Here is a 26,531-nt window from a genome sequence, read left to right as displayed (position 1 = left end):
CAGGGATCGCAGGTCCGGCCAGCCTAATGATCAGCGGACCGGGCCCCGCGGGCCGGGGCACGGGACCCGGGCCCCCTGCGCCGCGCGGGTTCAGCCGCCGAGTTCCCGGTGGCGGCGGCGCAGGGCGGCGGCGCCGACCTCCGTGAGCGTGCCGTGCAGGCGCATCCGGGCCACGCCGCCGTCCGGGAAGGCGTCGAGGCGGACGTGGGTGACGACCGCGGGGGCGGGGAGCGCGAAGCGGTGCGGGGTGTCGGGCTGCAGCCGGGTGCGGGGGATGATCTCGAACCATTCGCCGGTCTCGCCGTCGCGGCCCTGGAGGGCGATCCAGCCCGCCGAGTTGCCCTTGAGGTAGGCGGTGTCGATCTCCACGGCCCGTACGACGCCCTGGGCGGCGAGCCGGAAGCGGACCCAGTCGTTCGTGCCGCGGACTCGGCGGCGCCGGTTCTCCCAGCCGTCGTCCATCTTGCGGGAGGTGCCGGGCAGGATGATCTGCGTGGGCGAGGAGTAGAACCTGTCCGACGCGTCCTCGTACACGCCTCCGTGGAGTACGGAGAGGAGGTCGAGGGTGCCGAGCAGTTCCAGCCACTCGGGGTCGGGCACGACCTCGCCGTGGACGCGGAGGCGGGCGATGCCGCCGTCGGGGTGCTGGCAGAGCCGGACGTGGGTGAAGCGGCGCTCGAGGTCGATCGCGAAGCCGTTGGCGGCGTGGCCGCGGACGGGGGTGGGCGGGACGATCTCCTCCCACTTCACGTCGTCGGCGAGGAGCTGTTCCGGGCTCGGCGAGCCGTCGACGGCGGCGGCCTGGACGGAGACCCGCTGGGGGTAGTTGCCCCGGAAGTGGGCGGTGTCGACGATGATCCCGCGGATGACGCCGGGGGCGCCGAGGCGGACGATCGCCCAGTCGTGGTCCTCCGGGGCGGGGAAGACGTTCTCGGCGTCGGCGCCCCGGCGGCGGCGGGTCTCCCAGCCGTCCATGATCTTGCCCTTGTGGCCGAAGTGCTCGGGGTCGAAGACGGCGCGCTCGCGGACGAGGAGGTTCTCGCGTTCGGCGAAGAACTCGTCGTTGGCGGCGACGACGCCGGCGCCGAGGCGGCGGTCGGCCAGATCGACCAGCTCGGTGAAGGGGAAGTCACCGGTGCGGTAGTCGGCGTACGGGTCGCCGCCGCCGTAGGGCGCTGCGTCGTTGGCGTGCGGGTCCTGGTCCGGGTGCGTCTCGAAGGTCATGCGTCGACTGTGCCGCGACTCGAGCATCCCGGTCCATCGAATGTTTTCGACGGGCCTTTTCAGTTCTACTGAACGGTTTCGCGGGCGGCGGCGGCCTGCCGCAGCGCGGCGAGGACCCGTGCGACCGCCGGTCCCTCCTCCGCGCCGCGCCGTACGGCCGCGACGACGTGGCGGCGCGGCTGGTCGGCGGAGAGGACCCGCATGACGACGCCGGAGCGGCGTTCGGCGGAGGCCATCCGGGGCACCAGGGCGACCCCCATGCCCGCCTCGACCATGGCGAGGATCGCGGTCCAGCCCGAGGCGCTGTGGGCCTGTTCGGGGACGAAGCCGGCGGCCTCGCAGGCGGCGGTGGTGATCTCCGACCAGGGACCGGACCCGCCGAAGATCCAGGGTTCGGCGGAGAGGTCGGCGAGCCGCAGCCCGGGGGCCCCGGCGAGCGGGTGCCCGCTGGGCAGGGCGACGTCGAGGGGGTCGGCGAGGAGCGTGACGCGGCTGAACTTGGGGTCGCGTACGGACGGCGCGTGGGCGGCGAGGGAGAGCGCCAGGCCGACCTCGCCGGCGGTGAGGAGTTCGTACGCCTCCCCGGCCTCGGCCTCCCGGACACGGACGGCGAGACCGGGGTGGGCGGCCCGCAGGTGCTGCACGGCGGGGACGACCAGCGCGGGGACGGCCGTGGAGAAGGCGGCCACCCTGACCTCTCCGGCGTCGCCCCGCAGATAGCCGGCCAGTTCGGCGTCGGCGCGCTCCAGTTGGGCGAAGACGGCCTCCGCGTGGCGCAGGACCAGGTGCGCGGCGTCGGTGAGCCTGACCCGCCGCCCGTGCGCCTCCAGGAGGGTGACGCCGAGCTGGCGGGCGAGGTTGGTGAGCTGCTGGGAGACGGCCGAGGGGGTCATGAGCAGCGCCTCCGCGGTCGCGGTGACGGTGCCGCGGTCGCGGAGGGTGCGGAGGATCTGGAGCTTCTTGATGTCCCACTCGGTCATGGGGCGCAACCTACCGGGCGGCCCGCCCGCCCCCGGCCGAGGCCAGACACACGCCGCCCAGGATGAGGGCCGTGCAGAGGGCCCCGAGCAGGCCGAGCTCCTCGCCGAGGAGGACGGCGGAGAGGAGGGCCACGCAGACGGGCTGGAGGTAGTAGACGACCCCGGCGCGGGCGGCGCCGATCAGCGCGATCGCCTTGTTCCAGGCGAAGAAGGCGAGGGCGGAGGAGAGGACGCCGACGTAGACCAGCGGCCCGACGGTGGCGACGGAGGGGTCGAAGCCGCCCTGGACGGCGAGGCTGATGCCGTACGCGGGCAGGAGCATCAGCGCGCCGAGGGCGAAGGTGGCGAAGAGGAAGGCCGGTCCGCCGAGTTCGGCGGGCCGGCGCTTGAGCAGGGCGCTGTACGAGGCGAAGCTGACGGCGGCCGCGAGCATCCACAGCTCGCCGGCGGCGAGCGTCGTGGGCAGCGAGCCCCCGCCGATGAGGAGCAGGACACCGGCGCAGGCGATCAGCATGCCGGTGACGCGCCGGGCGCCGAGGCGGGCGCCGCCGAACCTCTCGTACAGCGCCATGAGGACCGGCGAGGCGGCCATGATCATGCCCATGTTGCCGGCGGAGGTGGTGAGTCCGGCCTGGTTGACCAGGGTGTTGTAGACGCTCACGCCGAGCAAGGCGGCGAGGGTGACGAAGCCGAGGTGGCGGCGGATCAGCCGGCGGCGGCGCCAGGCCTCGCGGGCCGCGAAGGGGGCGACGGCGAGGAGGGCGACGATCCAGCGCCAGAACGCGGCCTGGACCGGCGGGACGGAGTCGTGCAGGGCGCGGGAGGCGACGAAGCTGCCGGACCAGACGACCGTGGCGGTGAGCGCCAGGAGAACGCCGAGGCCGGCTCCGCGCGCGAGGTTCTTCGCGGGGGCCGGCTCGTCGGTCGTGCTCGGTGCGGTGCGGACGCGGTCCAGGATTGCCACGGGGTTCCTTTCGGTGGGATGCCACCTACCGTCGCACCACCGAACCCTCCAGGTCCATCGAAAGTTCCTGACTACTCCTTTCAGTTGAACTGAAAGGTCCGGCCGTGAGCGAAGAGGCGGATGCAGGGGCGGCGGAGGCGCGGGCAGCGGGGGTACGTCCGCCCAGCTGGCCGGCCAGGGTGGCGGCGAAGGCGATCGCCATGCCGAGGAGCTGCACCGGCCCGAGCGCCTGGCCGAGCGCGGCCCAGCCGATGACGGCGGCGGTGGGCGGTGACAGCGGGCCGAGGAGGGTGACCGAGCAGGCGCTCATCCGCTCGACGCCGCGGAACCAGAGGAAGTAGGAGACGGCGGTGTTGCCGAGGGCGAGGTAGGCGTAGCCGAGCAGGTTGCGGGAGTCGAGGGCCGGCGGGGCGCCTTCGAGCAGGAACGCCACCGGCAGGATGATCAGGCCGCCCGCGGTGAGCTGCCAGCCGGTCAGGGCGAGCGCGCCCACCCCCTCGGGCCGCCCCCAGCGCTTGGTGAGGACCGTCCCTGCGGACATGGACAGGGCGGAGAGGAGGCCGGCGAGGACGCCGATCAGGTCCAGCGCCGCCCCCGCCTTGAGGACGACCAGGCTGACGCCGAAGGCGGCCGCGACGGCGGTCAGCAGGGAGCGCACCGTGGGCCGGTCGCCCAGGAAGAGCGCGGCCAGGCCGACGACGAAGAGCGGGCCGACCGAGGCGACGACGGCGGCGACGCCTCCGGGCAGCCGGTAGGCGGCGAGGAAGAGCAGCGGGAAGAAGGCGCCGATGTTGAGGCCGCCGAGGACCGCGGACTTCCCCCACCAGGCGCCCCGCGGGAGCTTCCGGGTCAGCGCGAGGAGCATCAGCCCGGCGGGCAGGGCCCGCATCAGGCCGGTGAAGAGCGGCCGGTCGGGGGGCAGGAACTCGGTGGTGACGAGGTAGGTGGAGCCCCAGGAGATCGGGGCGAGCGCGGTCAGGGCGACGACGGCGGCCTTGCGGGACATGACGGGTCCCCCCGGTTCGGAACGGTGCGGCCGGATTGGCTTGGCGATAAGTAGCTTACCGCTAAGCTACTTACTTGCAAGTGACTTTCTTGCCATCGAGTCCTCGGGGAAGGGACACTGCGGACATGGAGACCTCCGGCCCCGGCGCCCACGACGCCGTCGACGCCATCACCGATCAGTGGGCGGCCGTCCGCCCCGACCTCGACACGCTCCCCATGGCCGTGTTCGGGCGGATCTACCGCCTCGCCGCCGCCATGCGGGGCCGGGTGGACAAGGCGTACGCGCCCTACGGCATGGCGCTCGGGGAGTTCGACGTGCTGGCGACGCTGCGCCGCTCGGGGGCGCCCTACACGCTCTCGCCCCGCGAGCTCACCGCGACGCTGATGATCACCACGGGCGGGATGACGGGGCGGCTCGACAAGTTGGAGAAGGCGGGGCTGCTCAGCCGCAGCCCGGACCCGAACGACCGGCGCGGGCTGCGCGTGACGCTCAGCGAGCGCGGGCGCGAGCTGGTGGACGAGGCCGTCGCGGCCGGACTCGCGCAGCAGAGCGAGGCGCTGGAAGGGGCGCTCGACCCCGAGGAGCGCGAGCAGTTGGCCGGTCTGCTGCGCAAGCTGCTGACGACCACGGTCTGAGGCCGGGGCGCCCCGGGAGCGGACGCGCGCGAGGGCGCCGTACGGCACGCGTCACCCGCGTGCCGTACGGCGCCCTCGGAAAGCTGGGGGCTTGAGGCCGGTGGTCAGGCCTTCTTGGACTTGTCGAGCACCATGACCAGGCCGGCGATCACCAGGAACAGCACGATCGGCGCGGCCACGAACAGGCCGAGGGTCTCCACGACACTCAGCTTGGGGGCCGGGTCGTCACCGTCGTCGCGGGTGAGCGCGAGCGCGGGGGACGACATGAGCAGCATCATCAGCGTCGTACCGGCCGCTACAGCACCGGCGCGCAGGGCGTTCTTCTTGTCCACGGTGCAAACGTAGCGAACCCCTAAACGGGGCGCGCGTCCGGGGGTGCCGTACGGGCGCCGAACACGCCGAGGAGGCGGTGCAGCCGCAGCGAGGCGGCCAGGTCCTCCAGGGTCAGCGGCTGCCCGTCCGGTCCGGCCACCGGCAGCCGCCAGTTGGGGTACTGGTCCCACGTCCCCGGCAGGTTCTGCGGGCGTCGGTCGCCCACCGCGTCCGGCAGCCACACCCCGACCATCCGGGCGGGCGTCCGCAGCAGGAACCGGTGCACCGCCCTGACTTCGGCCTCCTCGTCGCCCGGGCCCTCCGGGAGCAGCCCCAGCCGCTGGAGCAGGGCCAGCCACTCCCGGGTGTCGGCCGCGTCCTGGTTCCGCTCCCGCTCCAGGTCGCCGGTGAGCAGCCCGAGGCGGTGGCGCAGGGCCACGTGGTCGCCGCTGAGGCGGGCGGCCGTGGAGGGCAGGTCGTGCGTGGTGGCCGTCGCGACGCAGTCGGCGCGCCACCGCTCGGGCGCCAGCGGGCGGCCCGTGCCGGTCCAGTCCCGCTCGAACCAGAGCACGGAGGTGCCGAGCACCCCGCGCCGGGAGAGCCGTTCGCGCACGCCCGGCTCGACGGTGCCGAGGTCCTCGCCGATGACGAGGGCGCCGGCCCGGTGGGCCTCCAGGGCGAGGACGGCGAGCATCGCCTCCGCGTCGTAGCGGACGTACGTGCCCTCGGTGGGCGGCCGGCCCTCGGGGACCCACCAGAGCCGGAAGAGACCCATCACGTGGTCGATGCGCAGGGCGCCCGCGTGGCGCAGCAGCTCCGCCAGGAGGCCGCGGTAGGGGGCGTATCCGGAGGCGGCGAGCGCGTCGGGGCGCCAGGGCGGCAGGCCCCAGTCCTGGCCGAGGGCGTTGAAGGCGTCGGGCGGGGCGCCGACCGACATGCCGGCGGCGAAGGCGTCCTGCTGGGCCCAGGCGTCGGAGCCCTCGGGGTGGACGCCGACCGCGAGGTCGTGGACGACGCCGACGGCCATCCCGGCCTCCCGGGCGGCCGCCCCCGCGGCGGCGAGCTGCCGGTCCGTCAGCCAGGCGAGCCAGCAGTGGAAGTCGATCCGGTCGAGCAGCCCGGCGCCGGGCCCGGTCTCCGCGCGGACGGCCGCCTCGGCCGAGCGCGGGTCGCGCAGCTCCGCCGGCCACGACCGCCAGTGGTGGCCGTGCCGCTCGGCGAGGGCGCTGTAGGTGGCGTGGTCCTCCAGGGCCCGGCCGCGCTCGGCCAGGAAGTCGAGGTAGTCGGCGCGTGCGCCGGGGCCCGGCTCCACGGTCCGCAGGAGCTCCAGGGCGCGCCGCTTGACCTCCCACACCGCGTCCCGGTCGATCAGCGCGCCCTTGCGCAGCACCTTCTCCCGCTGTTCGGCGGCGTCGGTGAGGACGGAGTCCAGCTCGGCGCGGTACTCCGGGGCCACATGGGCGTATGCGGGGACGTCCTCGATCCGCAGATGGACGGGGTCGGGGAAACGGCGCGAGGAGGGGCGGTACGGAGAGGGGTCGGTCGGCGCGCCGGGCACGGCCGCGTGCAGGGGGTTGACCTGGACGAACCCGGCGCCGTGCGTCCGGCCGGCCCAGGTGACCAGCTCCCGCAGGTCGCCGAGGTCGCCCATGCCCCAGGAGCGGGTGGAGAGGAGCGAGTACAGCTGGACGAGCAGGCCGAACGAGCGCCGCTCGGGCCGGGGCACGCGCGCGGGGGCGACGATCAGGGTGCTCCGTCCGCCCCGGCCGTCGGGGGCCAGGGCGTCGAGCGTGTGGACGCCGAGCGGCAGCAGGTCCCAGTCCGGGTCCTCCGCCTCCTCGCCCGCCTCGGTCGTCACGCGGAGCCGGGTCCCGGGCGGCAGACCCAGGAAGGCCTCGTCCGCGCGCGGCGGCTCGGCGCCCGCGGAGGTGGCCGCCGGCCCGGCCTCGGCGCGCGGCGGGCCACCGGACCCGGGCTCCGCGCCGGGCGCCGCCGCCGCGTCCCCGTCCGCCGGGTCCGGCGCGCGCCATCGCACCACCGTGGCCGGTAGCAGCCGCTCGCGATCGGCCCGCAGGGCCGCTTCGAGCGAGCGTTCGACCGCCTCCGGTGAGGACGCGTCCACCTCCAGCGCGCCGAGCACCGCCACGACCGTGGCGTCGGGCACGCGCACGGTGACGCCCTCGGAGGGCGCGTACTCGGTGGCGACGCCATGAAGGGCGGCGAGGCGGGCCAGGGTCACTTCACACTCCGAGGGGCTCCGGGGCCGGGGAAGGGACGGCCCGAGGGGGAGTCAGACTCCCGGGGACTCCGTGCCGCCCGCGGTGCCGTGGGCGGTGGGCTCGCTGGTCAGGGGGGCCGCGTCGGTCAGGGGCGGCTCGCTGGTGAGGGGTGCGGCGTCGGCGAGGGGCGGCTCGCTGGTGAGCGGGCCCGGGATCTCACCGGTCTGCGGGCCCGGGATGAAGACCGGTATCCGTTTGGAGCGGGGGGTCGTCACGTCGGAGTGGGGGGTGGTCACGGACATGGGGGCTCCCGTTTCGTGTCTCGTCAGGTGGGACAACGACAGAGCCCTACCCAGCCCACCCCGTTTTACCGGCCGAACTTGGCGAAGGGGTGCCACCTCGCCGGGCAAAGGCGACACATCGACCACGCGCATTGACACCTCAGCCGGACGGGTGGTGGGGTCGTAACCCACTCGTGACAAAAGGAGTCCCTCGTGCACCTCGGGCGCAGGCAGCGGACCGCGTCGGCCGTGGCCGCCGCGGTGATCGGCGGTCTCCTCGGCGGCGGTGTGTCCGGTCCGGCCCAGGCCGTACCGGTCTCCCCCGTCACCGTCCCGGACGCCCAGCGCACGGCCCCCTCGGTGTGGCCGCGGCCCCAGTCCCTCAGGGAGACGGGGTCCGCCGTTCCGCTCGGCGCCGAGGTGACGCTCCTCACGGACGCCGACGCGGACCCGTACGCCGTCGCGGCGCTGCGCGCGACGCTGCGGGCGGCGGGGGTGCGGACGGTCCACTCGACCCTGCCGGGCTTCGGGCCCGTGATCCGCGCGGGCTCGGTGTCCGGCGGCGAGGCCCTGCGGGCCCTGCGCGTGCCCGAGCGGGCGGACCTGCCGGCCGGCGGCTACCGCCTGGCGACCGGGAAGTTCCAGGGCCGTGACACGGTCGCGCTGGACGGTGTGGGCGCGGACGGCCTCTTCCACGCCGTCCAGACCCTGCGTCAGCTGACGGGCACCCGCGGCGAGGTACCGGGCGTGGTGGTCCGCGACTGGCCCGGCACGGCGGTCCGCGGCCTCACCGAGGGGTTCTACGGCCGCCCCTGGAGCCAGGAGCAGCGCCTGGCCCATCTCGACTTCATGGGCCGCACCAAGCAGAATCGCTACCTCTACGCCCCCGGTGACGACCCGTACCGCCAGACGCAGTGGCGGGACCCCTACCCGGCCGACCAGCGCGCGGCCTTCCGCGCGCTCGCCGAGCGGGCGCGCGCCAACCACGTGACCCTCGCCTGGGCCGTGGCGCCCGCCCAGTCCATGTGCCTGGCGTCCGACGGCGACGTGAAGGCGCTGCTGCGCAAGATCGACGCGATGTGGGCGCTGGGGGTGCGCTCCTTCCAGCTGCAGTTCCAGGACGTCAGCTACAGCGAGTGGCACTGCGGGAAGGACGCGGACGCCTTCGGGCGCGGGCCCGAGGCGGCCGCGGCCGCCCACGCGCGCGTGGCGAGCTCGGTGGACCGGCATCTGGCCGGGCGGTACCCGGACGCCGAGCCGCTGACCGTGATGCCGACGGAGTACTACCAGGAGGGCGCGACCGACTACCGCACGGCGCTCGCCGCCGCGCTCGACGACCGGGTGCGGGTGGCCTGGACGGGCGTCGGGGTCGTCCCGCGCACGATCACCGGCCGCGAGCTGGCCGGGGCGCGGGACGTGTTCCGCCACCCGCTGGTGACGATGGACAACTACCCGGTCAACGACTACGCCCAGGACCGGCTCTTCCTGGGCCCCTACCGGGGCCGGGAGCCGGCCGTGGCGGCCGGTTCGGCCGCGGTCCTCGCCAACGCCATGGAGCAGGCGGCTGTCTCCCGCATCCCGCTCTTCACCGCCGCGGACTACGCCTGGAACCCGAAGGGGTACCGGCCCGAGGAGTCGTGGCGGGCCGCCGTCGAGGAGCTGGCCGGCCCCGACCCGGCGGCCCGTGCGGCGCTGGGGGCGCTGGCCGGCAACGACGCCTCCTCGATCCTCGACCCGACGGGCGAGTCGGCGTACCTCAAGCCGCTGATGACGGCGTTCTGGAAGAGCCGGACGGCGGCCGACCCGGCGGCGCGGGAGCGGGCGGCGCGCGAGCTGCGGGCGGCGTTCACCGTGATGCGGGAGGCGCCCGGCCGGCTGACGGCGACGGCCGGCGGCACGCTGGACGATGAGACGCGGCCGTGGCTGGAACAGCTGTCGCGGTACGGCCTGGCGGGCGAGACGGCGGTCGACATGCTGCTCGCCCAGACCCGGGGCGACGGCGCGGCGGCCTGGCGCGCGCAGCTGCGGCTGGAACCGCTGGCCGACTCCCTGCGGGCGGGCGAGGTGACGGTCGGCGACGGCGTCCTCGAACCCTTCCTCACGCGCGCGGTGGCGGAGTCGGCGGCCTGGACGGGCGCCGCCCGCGACCGGCGGACGGCGCGTACGGCGGACCGCGCGCCGGACTCGTACACCCTCCGGCTCGACCGGTCCCGCCCGCTGGAGACGGTGACCGTGATGACCGAGCCGGCCGCGGCGGGCCGGGACGCGCGCGTGGAGGCGTACGTCCCCGGCGAGGGCTGGCGGAGCCTCGGCCCGCTGGACGCGTCGGGCTGGACGCAGACGGAGCTGAAGGGGCTGCGCGCGGACGCGGTGCGGATCGCGTGGAGCGGGTCGGCCCCCGAGATCCGCTCCCTGGTGCCGTGGTTCGCCGACGAGCCGCGCGCCGAGCTGGAGCTGTCCCGCGCCGAGACGGACGCCGAGATCGGCGGGCCCGCGCAGCGGGTGGACGTCCGGCTGGCGGGCCGGCGCGCCGGCGAGGTGCGCGGGGAGCTGTCGGCGAAGGCGCCCCGGGGGATCACGGTCCGGCTGCCGAAGGAGGCGCGGGTGCCGCGCGGCACGAACACGGCGGTCCCGCTGCTGGTCTCGGTGGCGGCGGACGTGCCGGCGGGGTCGTACCGCGTGCCGGTGTCCTTCGCGGGCGAGGAGCGGGTCCTGACGGTCCGCGCCTTCCCGCGCACCGGCGGCCCCGATCTGGCCCGCACAGCGACGGCCTCCTCCTCGGGCGACGAGACCCCCGACTTCCCGGCGGCCTCGGCCCTGGACGGCGACCCGGAGACCCGCTGGTCCTCGGAGCCGGAGACGGGCGCGTGGTGGCAGCTGGAGCTGGCGAAGCCCGCGCGGATAGGGCGGGTGGTGCTGCACTGGCAGGACGCGTACGCCTCCCGCTACCGCATCCAGGTGTCGGCCGACGGCCGGAACTGGCGTACGGCGGCCACGGTCGCCGACGGGCGCGGGGGCCGCGAGTCGGTCCGCATGGACGCGACGGACACCCGCTTCCTGCGGGTCCAGGGCGACGCCCGGGCGACGGAGTTCGGCTACTCCCTCTGGTCGGTGGAGACGTACGCGGTCACCGCGCCGACGGCTCCGGAACCGCCCGCGAAGCCGGCCGTGCCGGCCCCGGGGACCGGGACCCCGGCGGACCCGGACGGGCCCGCCGGGGAGCAGCCGGACGTCCCGGAGCGGCCGGAGTAGCCGCCCCGGTAAGGGGAGCGGGCACGCGGACGACGAAGGCCCGGCTCAACCCGTTCTCACGGCCCCCGTGGGGGCGTGCGAGACGGCGTCGATCCGGGCCATCACATCGTCGGCGCCGTACGGCTGGAGGTAGGGCAGCCAGCGCGGGTCCCGGTGGCCGGTCCCGATGATCCGCCACGCCAGGCCGGTGGGCGGCGCCGGTGGGTGGCGCAGGCGCCAGCCCAGCTCGCGCAGGTGCCGATCGGCTTTGGTGTGGTTGCAGCGGCGGCAGGCCGCCACGACGTTGTCCCAGGCGTGTGTACCCCCGCGGCTGCGCGGAACGACGTGGTCGACGCTGGTTGCGACGCCACCGCAGTACATGCAGCGTCCGCCGTCGCGGGCGAAGAGCGCTCTGCGGGTCAGAGGAACGGGCCCCCGGTAGGGGACCCGCACGAACCGCTTGAGCCGGACCACACTGGGTGCCGGAACCACGCGGGTCTCGCTGTGCAGGAAGGCGCCGGACTCCTCGAGGCAGAGTGCCTTGTTCTCGAGGACGAGGACGAGCGCGCGGCGGAGCGGTACGACGCCGAGGGGCTCGTACGACGCGTTGAGGACCAGGACATGCGGCACGGATGCCTCCTATAACGCCGGCGGCGCGTGGCTCGCGCCGGGACGATCTGCTCTCAGTCTCTCCTCATGCCTGGTCGGAGCGCCACCATGTACCGGTAACGGCCTTGGGGTGTTCTCGACCACATCGGCATCCTGCCCCCGTCCTTCCCGGGTGAGGTCCGTCTCTCCCTCGAACAGGACAACGGGAGCACAGTGAATGCCCCGTTAGTGTGGATGTTCTGCGTACGCGATGCCTGGAGGTTTCTGCCGTGTCCTGGTCCGCCCTGGCGACCGCCGCCTCTCCGCAGCCCGTTCCGGTGACCCTGGACGAGGCTGCCGAGAAGGCGACGAACGCCGCAGGCTGGGTGGAGGAGAACTGGTCCACCTGGCTGAACACCGGCCTGCGCATCCTCCTCATCCTGGTCGTCGCCCTGCTGCTGCGGATGGCGATCCGCCGCGCCCTGACGAAACTGATCGAGCGGATGAACCGCTCCGCGCAGGCGGTGGAGGGCACCGCGCTGGGCGGCCTGCTCGTCAACGCCGAGCGGCGCCGGCAGCGCTCCGAGGCGATCGGTTCGGTGCTGCGTTCGGTGGCGTCCTTCGTCATCCTCGGCACGGCCGGTCTGATGATCCTCGGCGCCTTCAAGATCGATCTGGCTCCGCTGCTGGCCTCGGCCGGTGTCGCGGGTGTGGCGATCGGCTTCGGCGCCAGGAACCTGGTGACCGACTTCCTCTCCGGCGTCTTCATGATCCTGGAGGACCAGTACGGCGTCGGCGACTCGGTCGACGCGGGCGTGGCGTCCGGCGAGGTCATCGAGGTCGGCCTGCGGGTGACGAAGCTGCGCGGCGACAACGGCGAGATCTGGTACGTGCGCAACGGCGAGATCAAGCGGATCGGCAACCTCAGCCAGGGCTGGGCGACGGCGGCGGTCGCCGTCACGGTCCGCCCGACCGAGGACCTGGACCGGGTCCGCGCGGTGATCATCGAGGCGACCGAGGCGATGGCCAAGGAAGAGCCGTGGAACGAGCGCCTGTGGGGCCCGGTCGAGGTGCTGGGGCTCGACGAGGTGCTGCTGGAGTCCATGTCGATCCGGGTCTCGGCGAAGACGATGCCGGGCAAGGCGCTGGCGGTCGAGCGCGAGCTGCGCTGGCGGATCAAGCGGGCGCTGGACGCGGCGGGCATCCGCATCGTCGGCGGCGTCCCGGCCGTCGCCGAGGAGACCGCGGCCGACCCGACGGCGGGCATGGCGGCCCCCTCGGCCTTCGCCTCGGCGACCTCCCCGCAGTCGGCGGCGGCGACGCCCCTCCCGCCCTCCTCGCCCAACCTCTCGAAGTAGCCCCGGGGCGTTCGCCCTCCCCCGGCCCCCGTTCTGTACGGGCCCTTCCGCACCGCCCCCGCGGGTAACGCTTCGGTTGCCCTCGGGGGCTTCGTGCGTCGCCGGGTCTTGACGCCCCGGTGACGGCCGTCCTACCGTCCTCCCACCGAATAGGAAACTTTCCTAACAGTGCAGTTGGGGGAGCGGGCACCGGGGCAGCAGAATGACCCCGACCAGAGCCGAAGGGCAGGTGCATCCGTCATGGCCGGTACGACCCCGGGGACCCCCGGCACTCCGCGCGTCCTGCGTGCCATGAACGACCGTGCCGCGCTCGATCTGCTGCTGGAGCACGGGACCCTGTCCCGGACCCGGATCGGCAAGCTCACCGGGCTCTCCAAGCCGACCGCCTCCCAGCTGCTGGCGCGCCTGGAGGCCGCCGGACTCGTCGTCGCCACCGGCACCACCGCCGGGCGGCCGGGACCCAGCGCCCAGCTGTACGCGGTCAACGCCCGGGCCGCCCACGCCGCCGGACTCGACGTGACCCCGCACCGGATCCGCGCCGCCGTCGCCGACATCACCGGCGAGGTCGTCGGCGAGTACGAGCTGAAGACCACCGGCCGCCCCGCCGAGGGCGTCGTCCGGCAGGTCAGCACCGCCCTGGACGGCGCCGTCAAGGACGCCGGCATCACCCGTGCCGAGGTGCACCGGCTCGTCATCGGCACCCCCGGCGCCTTCGACCCGGCCACCGGCCGACTGCGCTACGCCTCCCACCTCCCCGGCTGGCACTCCCCCACGCTCCTGGCCGAACTGGCGGCCGTCCTCCCGATGCCGTTCGAGTACGAGAACGACGTCAACCTCGCCGCCGTCGCCGAGCAGCGCCTGGGCGCCGCCCGCGGCCACGAGGACTTCGTCCTGCTGTGGAACGAGGAGGGGCTCGGCGCCGCCCTCGTCCTCGGCGGCCGGCTCCACCGGGGCTTCACCGGCGGCGCCGGCGAGGTCGGCTTCCTGCCGGTGCCCGGCACCCCGCTCGTACGCCAGGTCACCAAGGCCAACTCCGGCGGCTACCAGGAGCTGGCCGGCGTCCAGGCGATCCCCCGTATCGCCCGGGCCCTCGGGATCGAGACCGCCGAGCAGCCCTACGTCCCCACCGCGTCCCGGCTCCTCGCCCACGCCGCCGCCCACCACACCGACGACCCGCGGTACGCCGCCCTCCTCGACCGGTACGCCGAGCGCCTGGCCACCGGTCTCGCCTCGCTCGTCGCCGTACTCGACCCCGAACTCCTCGTCCTCGCCGGGGACGTGAACGCCGCCGGCGGGGAGCCCCTGCGCGAGCGCGTCCAGTCCGAGCTGACCGAACTCGCCGCCTCCCGGCCCCGGCTCGTCCTCGGAGCCGTCCAGCGGCAGCCCGTGCTGCGCGGCGCGCTCGAACGTGCCCTCGCCGCCACCCGCGACGAGGTCTTCGACACCGCGCGCTAGCCCCCCCGGGCGGACGCCCGCCGCACCCCCGTCGCCCCACCCCCTTCACCCGCCCCTTCGCCACAGGGAGACTTCGCCATGCCCGTGCGCCCCCGCAGGACCGCGCTCACGCTCGCCGCCACCGCCTCCATGGCGCTCCTCGCCACCGCCTGTACGGGCTCCGCCGGGAACACCGCGGCCGACGACCCGAAGGCCCGGACCACGATCACCTTCTGGCACGGCTGGTCGGCCCCCGCCGAGGTCAAGGCGATCCAGGAGAACGTCGACCGCTTCGAGAAGGCCCACCCGAACATCACGGTGAAGGTCGTCGGCAACATCAACGACGACAAGCTCAACCAGGCGCTGCGCGCGGGCGGTTCGAACGGGCCGGACGTGGCCGCCTCCTTCACCACCTCGAACGTCGGCAAGTTCTGCGCCTCCGGGGCGCTCGCGGACCTGAAGCCCTTCCTGGAGAAGGACAAGGTGGACCTGGACGCGACCTTCTCCAAGGTCCTCCAGGACTACACCCAGTTCGAGGGCAGGCGCTGCTCGCTGCCGCTGCTCTCCGACGCGTACGGGCTCTACTACAACAAGGACGCCTTCGAGGCGGCCGGCATCACCGCCCCGCCGAAGACCTGGTCGGAGTTCAGGAAGGTCGCCGAGAAGCTGACCAAGGAGAAAGGCGATAGCTACGAGCAGCTCGGCTTCATGCCGAACTACCTCGGCTACGAGACCGTCCCGAGCCACTACATGTCGCAGTGGGACCACACGTACTTCGGCGCGGACGGCACCTCGAACCTCGCCAAGGACCCGGCCTTCGCCGAGATGCTGACCTACCAGAAGTCGCTGGTCGACACCCTGGGCGGGTTCGCGAAGCTGGACAGGTACCGCACGACCTTCGGTGACGAGTGGGGCGCCAAGCACCCCTTCCACACCGGGCAGGTCGCCATGCAACTCGACGGCGAGTGGCGGCTGAACTTCATCCAGGACGCCAAGGTCGACTTCGAGGTCGGCGTCGCGCCGCTGCCGGTCGCCGACGACGAGGTGGCCGAGTACGGGAAGGGCTACCTCTCCGGCACGATCATCGGCATCGCCCCGCAGAGCAGGAAGCAGAACGCGGCCTGGGAGCTGGTGAAGTACATGACCATGGACACCGAGGCCGTGGTGGAGTTCGCCAACGGCATCGGCAACGTCCCCTCCACCCTGGCGGCGCTGAAGTCCCCGAACCTCAAGGTCGACGAGCGCTTCAAGGTCTTCCTGGAGATCGCCCGGCACCCCGAGTCCTCCACCTCCGACGGCGCGGTGAACGGCTCCACGTACCAGGACACCTTCCAGGACTTCGCCCAGAAGTACGAGAAGGGGCAGGTCAAGGACTTGAAGAAGGGCCTGGAGGAGACGGCGGCCCAGATCGACCGCGACATCGCCCAGGCGAAGTGACGGGCCGGAGCGCCCCCGTCATGAGCACCGGCACCCTGCCCACGAAACGGCCGGCCGGACCGGCCGCCGCCTCCCCGGACGGACGTCCCACGCTGCGGTCGAAGCGCAGGCGCAACGCACTGCGCACCCTGGCGTTCATGTCGCCCTGGCTGGTCGGATTCGGCGTCTTCTTCGCCTACCCCCTCGTCTCGACCCTGTACTTCTCGTTCATGAGGTACGACGGGCTCAACCCGCCGACCTGGCGGGGCCTGGACAACTGGACGTACGTCTTCGCCGACCTGCCGAAGTTCTGGCCGGCGATGCAGAACACCCTCTGGCTGGCCGTCGTCATGGTCGCCTGCCGGGTGGTCTTCGGCCTCGGCGTCGGCCTGCTGATCACCAGGATCAAGACGGGTACGGGAGTCTTCCGCACCCTCTTCTACCTGCCGTACCTCGCACCGCCGGTCGCCGCGACCCTGGCCTTCGTCTTCCTGCTCAACCCCGGCACCGGCCCCGTCAACTCCCTCCTGGAGGCGGTCGGCGTCCCCGCCCCCTCCTGGTTCAACGACGCCGACTGGGCCAAGCCCGCCCTCACCGTCCTCGCGGTCTGGGGGGTCGGCGACCTCATGGTCATCTTCATGGCCGCGCTGCTCGACGTACCGAAGGAGCAGTACGAGGCCGCCGAGCTGGACGGCGCCTCCGCCGTCCAGCGGTTCCGGTACGTGACCCTGCCGAACATCTCGCCGATCATCCTCTTCGCGGTCGTCACCGGGATCATCGGCGCGATGCAGTACTACACCCAGCCGATCGTGGCGGCGAAGGTCGCCTCGGGGGTGATGGGCGGCTCCGGGCAGACCTTCGAGCCGGGCTATCCGGACGACTCCACGCTGACCCTGCCGCAGCTGGTCTACAACCTCGGCTTCGGCCGCTTCGACTACGGCGCCGCGTGCGTCGTGGCGCTCGTCCTGTTCGCCCTCTCCATGGCCTGCACCGCGCTGCTGATGCGCAGGCGCGGCGGCCTGATCGGCTCGGGTGACTGATCCGTGACCACCGCATCCGCCTTCGACCGCCGCCCGGTGGGCCCCGCCGAGAAGCGGGCCCGCCGCAGGGCCGCCCTGCACTGGATCGCCGTGCACTCCCTCGGGATCGCGGCCGCCCTCTTCTTCGTGCTGCCCTTCTTCTTCGTCTTCCTCACGTCCCTGATGAGCGACCAGCAGGCGCTCACCCGGGACCTCACCCCGAACTCCTGGCACTGGGACAACTACGTCCGCGTCCTGGAGACCCCCGGCTTCCTCACCTGGTGGCGGAACTCCCTGCTCTACGCGGGGCTCGGCACCGTGCTCGTCGTGGTGTCCTCGGTCCCGGTGGCATACGCGCTGGCCAAGTTCCGCTTCCGCGGCCGGCACCTGTCCCTGCTGCTCGTCATCTCGATGATGATGCTGCCGCCCCAAGTGATCATCATCCCGATGTACCTGTTCTGGGCCAAGCAGATGGACCTCTCCGGCACGCTGTGGCCGCTGATCGTCCCGATGGCCTTCGGCGACGCGTTCGCGATCTTCCTGCTGCGCCAGTTCCTGCTGACGATCCCCGACGAGTACATCGAGGCCGCCCGGATCGACGGGTGCGGGGAGTTCCGCACCCTCCTCAGGATCGTGCTCCCGATGGCCAGGCCCGGCATCGCCGCCGTCGCGCTGTTCCAGTTCTTCTTCTGCTGGAACGACTACTTCGGGCCGCAGATCTACGCCTCGGAGAACCCCGGCGCCTGGACCCTGAGCTACGGCCTGGAGTCCTTCAAGGGCGCGCACCACACCGACTGGAACCTGACCATGGCCGCGACCGTGCTGGTCATGGCCCCTGTGATCCTCGTGTTCTTCTTCGCCCAGAAGGCGTTCGTCGAGGGAGTCACACTGACCGGAGTGAAGGGCTAGACACATGAAGCTCGCTGTCGTGGGGGGCGGCTCCACCTACACCCCCGAACTGATCGACGGATTCGCGCGGTTGCGCGACACCCTGCCCCTCGCCGAACTCGTCCTCGTCGACCCGGCCGCCGACCGGCTGGAGCTGGTCGGCGGACTCGCCCGCCGGATCTTCGCCAAGCAGGACCACCCCGGCAGGATCGTCACCACCTCCGACCTCGACGCGGGCGTCGAGGGCGCCGACGCCGTCCTGCTCCAGCTGCGGGTCGGCGGGCAGGCGGCGCGCGCACAGGACGAGACATGGCCCCTGGAGTGCGGCTGCGTGGGGCAGGAGACCACCGGCGCCGGCGGCCTCGCCAAGGCGCTGCGGACCGTCCCGGTCGTCCTGGACATCGCCGAGCGCGTCCGGCGCGCCAACCCGGACGCCTGGATCATCGACTTCACCAACCCGGTCGGCATCGTCACCCGGGCGCTGCTCCAGGCCGGCCACAGGGCCGTCGGCCTGTGCAACGTCGCCATCGGCTTCCAGCGGAAGTTCGCCGCGCTGCTCGGCGTCTCCCCGGCCGAGGTCCACCTCGACCACGTCGGGCTCAACCACCTCACCTGGGAGACGGCCGTCCGCCTGGGCGGCCCGGACGGCGAGAACGTCCTGCCCCGGCTGCTCGCCGAGCACGGCGACGCCATCGCCGACGACCTGCGGATGGACCGCGCGATCGTCGACCGGCTCGGCGTCGTCCCCTCGTACTACCTGCGGTACTTCTACGCCCACGACGAGGTGGTGCGGGAGCTGGGCACCAAGCCCTCGCGGGCCGCCGAGGTCGCCGCGATGGAGAAGGAACTCCTGGGCCTGTACGGCGATCCGGCGCTCGACGAGAAGCCGGCACTGCTCGCCAAGCGCGGCGGGGCCTTCTACTCGGAGGCCGCGGTGGACCTGGCCGCCGCCCTGCTGGGCGGCGGCGGCTCCCCGTTCCAGGTGGTGAACACGTACAACAACGGCACCCTGCCCTTCCTCGCGGACGACGCCGTCATCGAGGTGCAGGCCGCGGTCGGGGCGCGGGGCGCCGTGCCGCTCCCGGTCCCCGAGCCGGACCCGCTCTACGCCGGGCTGATCGCGAGCGTCACGGCCTACGAGGACCTGGCCCTGGAGGCGGCGCTGCGCGGCGGCCGGGACCGGGTGTTCAAGGCGCTCCTCGCCCACCCGCTGGTCGGGCAGTACGCGTACGCCGACGGGCTCACCGACCGGCTGATCGCCCACAACCGGGAGCACCTCGCGTGGGCCTGAACGGAGTCCTGCTGGCCGTCGACGCCGGAAACAGCAAGACGGACGCGGCCGTCGTCGCGTGCGACGGGACGGTCCTCGGCGCGGCGCGCGGCGGGGGTTTCCAGCCGCCCGTGGTGGGGGTGGAGACGGCCGTGGACGCGCTCGCGGAGATCGTCGGGCGGGCCTGGCGAGCCGCGGGAGGCGCGGGCCTCCCGCCCCGCTTCGCGCACGTCTCCGCCTGCCTCGCCAACGCCGATCTGGCGGTGGAGGAGCGGGAGTTGGAACGCGCTCTGTACGAGCGGCACTGGAGCCGCTCCGTCCGCGTCCGGAACGACACCTTCGCCATTCTGCGCGCCGGCGTCGACGAGCCCCGGGGCGTCGCGGTGGTGTGCGGGGCCGGGATCAACTGCGTCGGGATGACCCCGGACGGGCGGACCGCCCGCTTCCCCGCGATCGGGAAGATCTCCGGGGACTGGGGCGGCGGCAGCGGCCTCGCCGAGGAGGCCCTCTGGTTCGCGGCCCGCGCCGAGGACGGACGGGGCGAACCGACGGCACTGGCCCGGGCGTTGCCCGCGCACTTCGGCCTTGACACCATGCACGCGCTGATCGAGGCGCTCCACCTGGGCCGGATCCCCTTCGAGCGGCGGCACGAGCTGACGCCCGTGCTGTTCCGTACGAGCGCCGGGGGCGATCCCGTCTCCCGTGCGCTGGTGGACCGGCTGGCCGAGGAGGTCGTCGCCCTGTCGACGGTCGCCCTCGGGCGGCTCGGGCTCCTCGACGAGCGGGCCCCGGTGCTGCTGGGCGGCAGCGTGCTCGCCGCGCGCCACCCGGATTTGGACGACCGGATCGCGCGGCTGCTCGCCGCGAAGGCGCCGAAGGCCGAGATCGGGGTCGTCACCGCTCCCCCGGTCCTCGGCGCGGCGCTCTTCGCCCTCGACGAGCAGGGCACGGACCCCGAGGCCGCCGGGCGGCTGCGCGCGCACTACGCCTGACACGGCTCCCCCCGGGGGCGCTCGCCGCGCGGCGAGCGCCCCGTTCACCCGTTCGGGGTGGAACCAATCCCCCTCGACCGACGTATTCAAGAAAGGGGTTCGCCCGCGGGGGCGGCGAAGGCATGGGGCACGATAGGAACAAGATCGAGTCGTTTCCGCTGTGCGGGTGGGGCCCCTGAGGCCATACTGCTGGCCGGGCAGCCGTCGTCGACCATGGGGGAGGTCACGTGACATACCCGCCGAACGCGCCCGCCGCCCCGGCTCCGGGCCTCGCGCCCGCGCGGCCGGATCCCGGCGTGCCCGCGCAGCCGTCGATGGCGCCCGCCGCCCCGCCGCCCGCCTGCCCGAGCCCCTGGGACGAGGCCACGGCACGGCTGCGCAAGGCCGCGACCACCGAGCCCGGCCGGCTGCGGATCCTCGGCGCCGTCCTCGCCCTGCTGGTCGTCGCCTTCGGCACCGTCACCGCCTTCGAGGTCGCCGACCGGGCCTCCTCCGCCGACGACGTCGTCAGCCGCAGCCAGCCCCTGAGCGCCGACGCCGCCGACATCTACCGCTCGCTCGCCGACGCCGACACCGCCGCCGCGAGCGCCTTCCTCGCCGGGGCCCAGGAGCCCCCCGAGGACCTGAAGCGGTACGCCGACGACATCACCACCGCCTCCCGGCTCCTCGTCAAGGCGGCCGCGAGCACCGACGGTTCCACCGAATCGGGCCGCGCGATCGCCACGCTCAACGCCCACCTGCCCCGCTACACCGGCCTGATCGAGCGCGCCCGGGCCGCCAACCGGCAGGGCCTCCCCCTCGGCGGCGCCTATCTGCGCTACGCCAACCAGCACATGACCACCGAACTCCTCCCGGCGGCCGAGCGGCTGTACGAGCTGGAGACCGCCCGGCTCCACCGGGACGAGACCGACGCCCGCGACCGGCCGCTGCTCTCCCTCGCGCTCGGCCTCCTCGCCCTCGCCGCCCTCCTCTGGGCGCAGCGCCGCCACTACACCCGTACGAACCGGGTCCTCAACCACGGGCTGCTCGTCGCGACCGCCGCCTCCCTGACCGTGCTGCTCTGGCTCGCCGCCGGTCACACGGTCGCCCGGTCCGGCCTCGACGAGGCCAGGAACCACGGCCAGGACTCGCTCCAGGTCCTCAACACCGCACGGATCAACTCCCTGAAGGCGCGGGCCAACGAGATCCTCACCCTGGTCGCCCGCGGCGCCGTCCTCACCGAGGACGGCAAGAACGACAAGTACGAGACGGACTACGCCACCAGCATGGCGGGGCTGACCACGGCGCTCGCCGAGGCGCGGGAGCTCGCCGACGACGACGCCGGACGGGACCCGCTGGCCGAGGCCGCCGACCGCACGGCCGCCTGGCAGGGGCACCACAAGGACGCCCGCGCCAAGGACGACGCGGGCGACTTCGAGGGCGCCCGGCTGCGGGTGGTGAACCCGCGGGAGTCCACCGGACACTCCTTCGACCAGGTCGACGCGGCCCTGCGCCGGGCCCTGGCCCACGAACAGGCCGAGTTCACCCGCGCCGCCGAAGGCGCCCGGGGCGCGCTCGGCGCGCTGCCGCTCGGCGCGGCCGGGCTCGGCGTGCTGGGCGCGGCGGGCGCCGTGCTGGGGATCAACCGCAGGCTGTCGGAGTACCGGTGAGAGGGGGCGGGATGCACAACGGCGTCGACGGCACGAGGACGCGCGGCCCGGCCGGCCCCGGCCGGCGCCCGCTGGCCCGCTTCCGCGGCTGGGGCGGGGTCGCGGCGATGGCCGTGGCCTGCGGCCTGACCGCCTCGCTGACCCTGCTGCCGCTGGCGCGCGGCGGCGACCAGGCCGGCGCCTCCACCGCCACCAGCCCCGGGGTCGGCGTCGGGGTGCCCGTCCGGGCGGACACCTGCGAGAACCCGGAGGCCTCGCTCACCCCCTCCCGCGCCGACGGACCGTCGATCGCCGCGATCAAGGCGCGCGGGAAGCTCGTCGTGGGCGTCGACCAGAACAGCTACCGCTGGGGCTACCGCAACCCCGACAAGCGGACCCTCGAAGGCTTCGACATCGACCTGGCCAAGGCGATCGCCAAGGACATCCTCGGCGACGAGAACGGCATCGTCTTCCGGGCCATACCCACCAACCAGCGGATCGCCGCCCTGGAGAGCGGCAAGGTCGACCTCGTCGTCCGCACGATGACGATCAACTGCAAGCGGATCCAGCAGGTCGCCTTCTCCACCGCCTACTTCCAGGCCGGCCAGCAGGTCCTCGCCCCCAAGGGCCCCGGCATCACCGGCTACGACTCCTCGCTGAGCGGCAAGCGGGTCTGCACCGCCGAGGGCTCCACGGCCTACGAAGCCCTGGAGCGGAACTCGTTCGGCGCCGTCTTCAAGGACGACGGGGACGGCACCGAGGCCGACAAGGACCTGCTGACCGTGCCCAACCAGCTGGACTGCCTGGCCCGGCTCCAGCTCGGCGAGGTCGACGCCGTCGTCACCGACAACGCCCTGGCGGCCGGTCAGGCCGCCCAGGACCCGGCGGTCGAGCTCAAGGGCCGGCCGTTCACCACCGAGTACTACGGAGTCGCCGCCAGACTCGGCAACGACGACCTGGTCCGCCGGGTCAACCAGGTCCTCGTGCAGTACCGCCAGAGCGGCGCCTGGACGGCGGCGTACGACAAGTGGCTGAAGGCGGACCTGCCCGGGATAACCGGGCCGCCCGCACCGAAGTACAAGTAGAGCGAGAGGTGATCGATGGGCGTCACGGGACCCCCCGGGCCGGTGATGGACCGGGACGAGGTGGACCGTGCGCTGGCGCGGCTCGGCGCGGAGCACAAGGCGATCGAGGACTCCCTCCTCGCGCTCCAGGACCACGCGGGCCGCAGGCTGCTCGAAGGGGCCGAGCTGACCGGCGCGACCCGGGAGCGCTGGCAGACCACCGAGGAGACGATCACCCGGCTCTGGACGTACTTCGACGCGTACACCGCCGCCGTGCACGGCGCCCGTGAAGTGCGCTCCCGCCGCCGCTGGCCAGGACGGGAGGAGCTGGCCGAGCTGACCGACCGGCTGCGCGGCGAGAGCGTGCACCTCTCCGACGGGCAGCAGCGGCTCCCCGACTCGGTCTCCGGCCCGGCCCGGCTCTCCGAGAGCTTCACCCTGGAGCGCCTGGTCGACCGGATGAACGAGCTGTACGCCGCCTCGCTCGACGTGATCGTGACGGCCGACGCCGTCTGGTCCGCGCTGCCCGCCCGGATAGACCTGCTCGCCGCCGAACTGGGCCGCACCCGCTCGCTCGCGCACTCCGTCGGCGTCCGGCCCGGGGAGCATCCGGCCGGTGACGAGCTGGAGTCGATCACGGCCGAGCTGACCGCGCTGCGCTCCCAGGTCGTCACCGACCCGCTGTCCTTCTGGCGGCCCGCCGCGGGCAGTTCGGCGCCGGGCGGCGGCCGGCCCGACACCGTGCGGTACGACCGGGCGGCGCTCGCCCTGGAGGACGTCCGGCGGGAGATCGAGGCGGTCCTCGCGGTCCGGCAGGACTCCGAGGAGCGGTTGCTGCGGCTGCGGGACGTCCTCTCGCGCGCCGACCGGACGCTGGCCGAGGCGCGGTCGGCGCGCGGCGAGGTCCTGGCCAAGATCGCCGCCTCGGAGGTGCCCGCCGTCAGCGGTCCCCCGACGGCGCTCCAGGAACGGCTCGCGACCGCCGCCGAGTACCGCAGGCACGCCCGGTGGCACCGGCTGTCCCCGCTCCTGGAGTCCCTGGAGCGGGAGGCCGAGGACGAGCTGATGCGGGCCCGCGAGTCCCTGACCGCCGTCACCGCGCCGCTCGCCGTCCGGGCCGAACTGCGCGGCCGGCTCGACGCGTACAAGGCGAAGGTGGCCCGGCTGGGCGCGGCGGAGGACCCGCTGCTGATCGAGCGGTACGACGCGGCCCGCCGGATGCTGTGGAGCGCGCCGTGCGACCTGCGCGTCGCCGAGCAGGCCGTGCTGCGCTACCAGCAGGCCGTGGCCGAGGTCCTGTCCGGTCCCGGAGAAGCCAGGGGGAGTCAGTGGTGAGCACCTGTCAGCGTCCCTCGTGCGACGGTTCGTACGAGGACATGGGCGGCGGCGAGCTGTACTGCGGCACCTGCGGGCTCGCCCCGGTGGTCGCGCCCGGCGGACTGCTCCAGGCCACGCCGACCGGCATGGCCGTGGCGGGCCGCGGCGCGGACTCCGGATCCTCCCGGAGCGGTTCGCGCGCCTCCTCGCGCGCCTCCTCCCGCTCGTCACGCTCCTCGACGTCCCGGCGGTCGGTATCCGGCCGCCTCTCGCAGGGTCTCTCGGGGGCGGGCACCGCCCGCTCGGTCTCGGTGCGCAGCTCCGGCTCGTCGACCGGCCAGTCCGGGCGGAACCGCCTTGGCGCGGGCCTGGTGTCGATCCCCGAGGTGCCGCGCCCCGATCCGCGCGGCGCGGTGATGGAGAACCCCGAGGTCCCCGAGCGGAAGCGATTCTGCTCGCGCTCGGACTGCGGCGCCCCGGTGGGCCGTGCGCGCGGCGACCGGCCGGGCCGGACGGAGGGCTTCTGCACCAAGTGCGGTCACCCGTACTCCTTCGTACCGAAGCTGCGCGGCGGGGACGTCGTGCACGGGCAGTACGAAGTCGCCGGCTGTCTCGCGCACGGCGGCCTCGGCTGGATCTATCTGGCCGTCGACCGGGCGGTCTCGGACCGCTGGGTCGTCCTCAAGGGCCTGCTCGACACCGGCGACCAGGACGCGATGGCCGCAGCGATCTCGGAGCGCCGCTTCCTCGCCGAGATCGAGCACGCCAACATCGTCCGGATCTACAACTTCGTCGAGCACCTCGACCAGCGCACCGGCTCCCTGGACGGCTACATCGTCATGGAGTACGTCGGCGGCAAGTCGCTCAAGGACATCGCCAACGACCGGCGCACCCCGGACGGCCGGCGCGACCCGCTGCCGGTGGAGCAGGCCTGCGCGTACGGGATCGAGGCGCTGGAGGCGCTCGGCCACCTGCACAGCCGGAACCTCCTCTACTGCGACTTCAAGGTCGACAACGCGATCCAGACCGAGGACCAGCTCAAGCTGATCGACATGGGCGCCGTCCGGCGCATGGACGACGACGAGTCCGCGATCTACGGCACGGTGGGCTACCAGGCGCCGGAGGTCGCGGCGGTCGGCCCGTCGGTGGCGAGCGACCTGTACACGGTGGCGCGCACCCTGGCCGTGCTGACCTTCGACTTCCAGGGGTACACCAACGTCTTCGTCGACTCGCTGCCGGAGCCGGACCACATCGAGGTCTTCCGGACGTACGAGTCCTTCTACCGGCTCCTGGTCCGGGCGACGGATCCCGACCCGGCCCGCCGGTTCGCCTCCGCGCAGGAGATGGCCGAGCAGCTGACGGGCGTCCTGCGCGAGGTCGTGGCCCTGCAGTCGGGCCGGCCCCGACCTGCGCTGTCGACGCTCTTCGGCACGGAGGTCCGGGTCACGGACACCGAGCTGTTCGCCGAACTCGCGGAGGATGTCTCGGCGCTGGGCGCCCGGGACACCCGGGGGAAGCGGCGCGGAGGACGGGCGGGCGTGACGGCCGGCGCGGCGGTGTCCGGCGGCGCGGGTGGTGCCGGTGGCGCGACGGTGTCCGGTGGGGCGGTTGGTGCCGGTGGTGTGGCTGTGTCCGGTGGCGCGGCTGTGTCCCGTGGCGCGGTTGGTGCGGGTGGTGCTCCGGCCGTCGGTCCGGGGCCGCGGGCCGGGGGCGCCGTCGTCGCGGCGCCCGGCGGTCCGGAGCTTGCTTCCGGCGGCGTACGCCCCGGGGAGGGACCGTTCCTGCGGCCGCTCGACGGGCGGTCCGCGGCGCTCGCGCTCCCCGTGCCGCGAGTCGACCCGGGGGACCCGAACGCCGGTTTTCTGGCCGGTCTGATGGCCTCCGCGCCCGCCGAGCTGCTCGGCGCCCTGCACACCGCGCCCGCGCCCTCCCTCGAACTGCGGCTGCGGGAGCTGCGGGCACGGCTTGAGATGGGCGACCTGGGCTCCGCGGGGCTCGCCCTCGCCACCCTGGAGGAGCAGTACCCGGACGACTGGCGGGTGGTGTGGTACCGGGGCGTCGCCTCCCTGGTGACCGGCGACCACCGGAACGCCGCACTGTCCTTCGACGCCGTCTACGACGCCTTCCCCGGGGAGCCCGCGCCCAAGCTGGCCCTCGGCATCTGCGCCGAGGTGCTCGGCCAGTTGGACAACGCCGCGGAGTACTACCGCCTGGTGTGGGCGACCGACCCCGGCTTCGTCAGCTCCGCGTTCGGGCTCGCCCGCGTCCGGCTGGCGGCCGGCGACCGGGCCGGGGCCGTCCACACCCTGGAGTCCGTACCGGAGGCGTCCATCCACTACACCGCGGCCCGGGTGGCGGCCGTGCGGGCGCGGCTGCGGCGGCGCCCGGCGCACGAGCCGCTCGGGCAGGACCTCACGGCCGCCGCGGCGCAGGTCTCCGCGCTCCGGAGCTTCGGTCTCGACGCGGTGCGCCGGGAGCGGTTGTCGACGGAAGTGCTCGGCACCGCCCTGGACTGGGTACTCTCCGGTAGTCCCGGAGCGGCGCCGGGCGGCACGCGGCTGCTCGGCAGTGAACTGGACGAGCGCGGACTGCGCTTCGGCCTGGAGCGTTCGTACCGGGTGCTCGCCCGGCTCGCTCAGCAGGGCGAGGAGAGGATCGAACTGGTGGAGCGGGCCAACCGTTTCCGTCCCCGGACGTGGGTGTGA

At 73.9% G+C, this 26,531-nt stretch carries 21 protein-coding genes; 13 read left to right on the top strand and 8 right to left on the bottom strand.

Annotated features, from left to right (window positions below; all coding sequences use genetic code 11):
- Positions 1–90 precede the first annotated feature (90 nt).
- The 4 genes from alc to ACZ6RC_RS01530 form a co-directional block, all read right to left on the bottom strand.
- Entirely contained in the window at positions 91–1,224 is a 1,134-nt protein-coding gene (alc, locus tag ACZ6RC_RS01545; RefSeq protein ID WP_469578610.1) for an allantoicase, read from the bottom strand.
- A gap of 65 nt (positions 1,225–1,289) precedes the next feature.
- Entirely contained in the window at positions 1,290–2,204 is a 915-nt protein-coding gene (locus tag ACZ6RC_RS01540) for a LysR family transcriptional regulator (protein ID WP_391142730.1), read from the bottom strand.
- A gap of 10 nt (positions 2,205–2,214) precedes the next feature.
- A complete protein-coding gene (locus tag ACZ6RC_RS01535) occupies positions 2,215–3,168 on the bottom strand; it encodes a DMT family transporter (protein WP_469578608.1) in 954 nt (317 codons plus the stop codon).
- Positions 3,169–3,193: 25 nt separating this feature from the next.
- Positions 3,194–4,174 carry an EamA family transporter gene (locus ACZ6RC_RS01530; RefSeq protein ID WP_469578606.1) on the bottom strand — a complete coding sequence of 327 codons (981 nt, stop codon included), beginning with the start codon at positions 4,172–4,174 and terminating at the stop codon, positions 3,194–3,196.
- Positions 4,175–4,299: 125 nt separating this feature from the next.
- On the opposite strand from ACZ6RC_RS01530, the gene ACZ6RC_RS01525 reads away from it, so the two are divergent.
- A complete protein-coding gene (locus ACZ6RC_RS01525) occupies positions 4,300–4,809 on the top strand; it encodes a MarR family winged helix-turn-helix transcriptional regulator (protein WP_469578604.1) in 510 nt (169 codons plus the stop codon).
- Positions 4,810–4,913: 104 nt separating this feature from the next.
- Here the strand turns inward: ACZ6RC_RS01525 and ACZ6RC_RS01520 are convergent, their stop codons facing one another.
- Genes ACZ6RC_RS01520 through ACZ6RC_RS01510 form a run of 3 tightly spaced genes read right to left on the bottom strand, consistent with a single transcriptional unit; the run spans position 4,914 to position 7,642 of the window.
- Positions 4,914–5,141 carry a hypothetical protein gene (locus ACZ6RC_RS01520; protein ID WP_361966042.1) on the bottom strand — a complete coding sequence of 76 codons (228 nt, stop codon included), beginning with the start codon at positions 5,139–5,141 and terminating at the stop codon, positions 4,914–4,916.
- Positions 5,142–5,161: 20 nt separating this feature from the next.
- Positions 5,162–7,360: a 4-alpha-glucanotransferase gene (gene malQ / locus ACZ6RC_RS01515; RefSeq protein ID WP_469578602.1), complete on the bottom strand. Its 2,199-nt coding sequence runs from the start codon at positions 7,358–7,360 to the stop codon at positions 5,162–5,164.
- Positions 7,361–7,411: 51 nt separating this feature from the next.
- Entirely contained in the window at positions 7,412–7,642 is a 231-nt protein-coding gene (locus tag ACZ6RC_RS01510) for a hypothetical protein (protein WP_391142743.1), read from the bottom strand.
- Positions 7,643–7,834: 192 nt separating this feature from the next.
- Between ACZ6RC_RS01510 and ACZ6RC_RS01505 the strand changes: the two genes are divergently transcribed.
- Positions 7,835–10,873: a beta-N-acetylglucosaminidase domain-containing protein gene (locus tag ACZ6RC_RS01505; RefSeq protein WP_469578600.1), complete on the top strand. Its 3,039-nt coding sequence runs from the start codon at positions 7,835–7,837 to the stop codon at positions 10,871–10,873.
- A gap of 45 nt (positions 10,874–10,918) precedes the next feature.
- On the opposite strand, the gene ACZ6RC_RS01500 is transcribed toward ACZ6RC_RS01505, so the two are convergent.
- Positions 10,919–11,482: an HNH endonuclease gene (locus tag ACZ6RC_RS01500; RefSeq protein ID WP_391142748.1), complete on the bottom strand. Its 564-nt coding sequence runs from the start codon at positions 11,480–11,482 to the stop codon at positions 10,919–10,921.
- A 248-nt stretch (positions 11,483–11,730) separates the two neighbouring features.
- Between ACZ6RC_RS01500 and ACZ6RC_RS01495 the strand changes: the two genes are divergently transcribed.
- The 11 genes from ACZ6RC_RS01495 to ACZ6RC_RS01445 all read left to right on the top strand — a co-directional run bounded on the left by ACZ6RC_RS01495 (position 11,731) and on the right by ACZ6RC_RS01445 (position 26,531).
- A complete protein-coding gene (locus ACZ6RC_RS01495) occupies positions 11,731–12,798 on the top strand; it encodes a mechanosensitive ion channel family protein (RefSeq protein WP_453614475.1) in 1,068 nt (355 codons plus the stop codon).
- 240 nt (positions 12,799–13,038) lie between these two features.
- Complete coding sequence (locus ACZ6RC_RS01490; protein ID WP_469578597.1) at positions 13,039–14,253, top strand: ROK family transcriptional regulator; 1,215 nt, start codon at positions 13,039–13,041, stop codon at positions 14,251–14,253.
- Between the two features lie 78 nt (positions 14,254–14,331).
- Positions 14,332–15,669 carry an ABC transporter substrate-binding protein gene (locus tag ACZ6RC_RS01485; RefSeq protein ID WP_469578595.1) on the top strand — a complete coding sequence of 446 codons (1,338 nt, stop codon included), beginning with the start codon at positions 14,332–14,334 and terminating at the stop codon, positions 15,667–15,669.
- 20 nt (positions 15,670–15,689) lie between these two features.
- Positions 15,690–16,688, top strand: coding sequence for a carbohydrate ABC transporter permease (locus ACZ6RC_RS01480; protein WP_391142758.1), 999 nt, complete (start codon positions 15,690–15,692; stop codon positions 16,686–16,688).
- Positions 16,689–16,691: 3 nt separating this feature from the next.
- Positions 16,692–17,576 carry a carbohydrate ABC transporter permease gene (locus ACZ6RC_RS01475; RefSeq protein ID WP_391142759.1) on the top strand — a complete coding sequence of 295 codons (885 nt, stop codon included), beginning with the start codon at positions 16,692–16,694 and terminating at the stop codon, positions 17,574–17,576.
- Between the two features lie 4 nt (positions 17,577–17,580).
- The gene (locus ACZ6RC_RS01470; protein ID WP_391142762.1) at positions 17,581–18,846 is read left to right on the top strand and encodes a 6-phospho-beta-glucosidase; all 1,266 of its coding nucleotides are present in this window, start codon (positions 17,581–17,583) and stop codon (positions 18,844–18,846) included.
- Positions 18,837–19,817 (top strand): N-acetylglucosamine kinase, encoded by a 981-nt coding sequence (locus ACZ6RC_RS01465; RefSeq protein WP_469578593.1) that lies wholly within the window; start codon positions 18,837–18,839, stop codon positions 19,815–19,817. Before ACZ6RC_RS01470 ends, ACZ6RC_RS01465 begins: the two co-directional genes overlap by 10 nt.
- Positions 19,818–20,044: 227 nt before the next feature.
- Complete coding sequence (locus ACZ6RC_RS01460; protein WP_469578591.1) at positions 20,045–21,466, top strand: hypothetical protein; 1,422 nt, start codon at positions 20,045–20,047, stop codon at positions 21,464–21,466.
- Between the two features lie 11 nt (positions 21,467–21,477).
- Positions 21,478–22,530: a glutamate ABC transporter substrate-binding protein gene (locus ACZ6RC_RS01455; protein ID WP_469578589.1), complete on the top strand. Its 1,053-nt coding sequence runs from the start codon at positions 21,478–21,480 to the stop codon at positions 22,528–22,530.
- A 15-nt stretch (positions 22,531–22,545) separates the two neighbouring features.
- Entirely contained in the window at positions 22,546–23,844 is a 1,299-nt protein-coding gene (locus tag ACZ6RC_RS01450) for a coiled-coil domain-containing protein (RefSeq protein WP_469578587.1), read from the top strand.
- Positions 23,838–26,531, top strand: a complete 2,694-nt coding sequence (locus tag ACZ6RC_RS01445) for a serine/threonine-protein kinase (RefSeq protein ID WP_469578585.1) — start codon at positions 23,838–23,840, stop codon at positions 26,529–26,531. The genes ACZ6RC_RS01450 and ACZ6RC_RS01445 overlap by 7 nt, the downstream gene beginning before the upstream one ends.

Source organism: Streptomyces sp. NPDC048353 (assembly GCF_055587165.1).
This window is presented reverse-complemented; position numbering and strand designations above follow the sequence as displayed.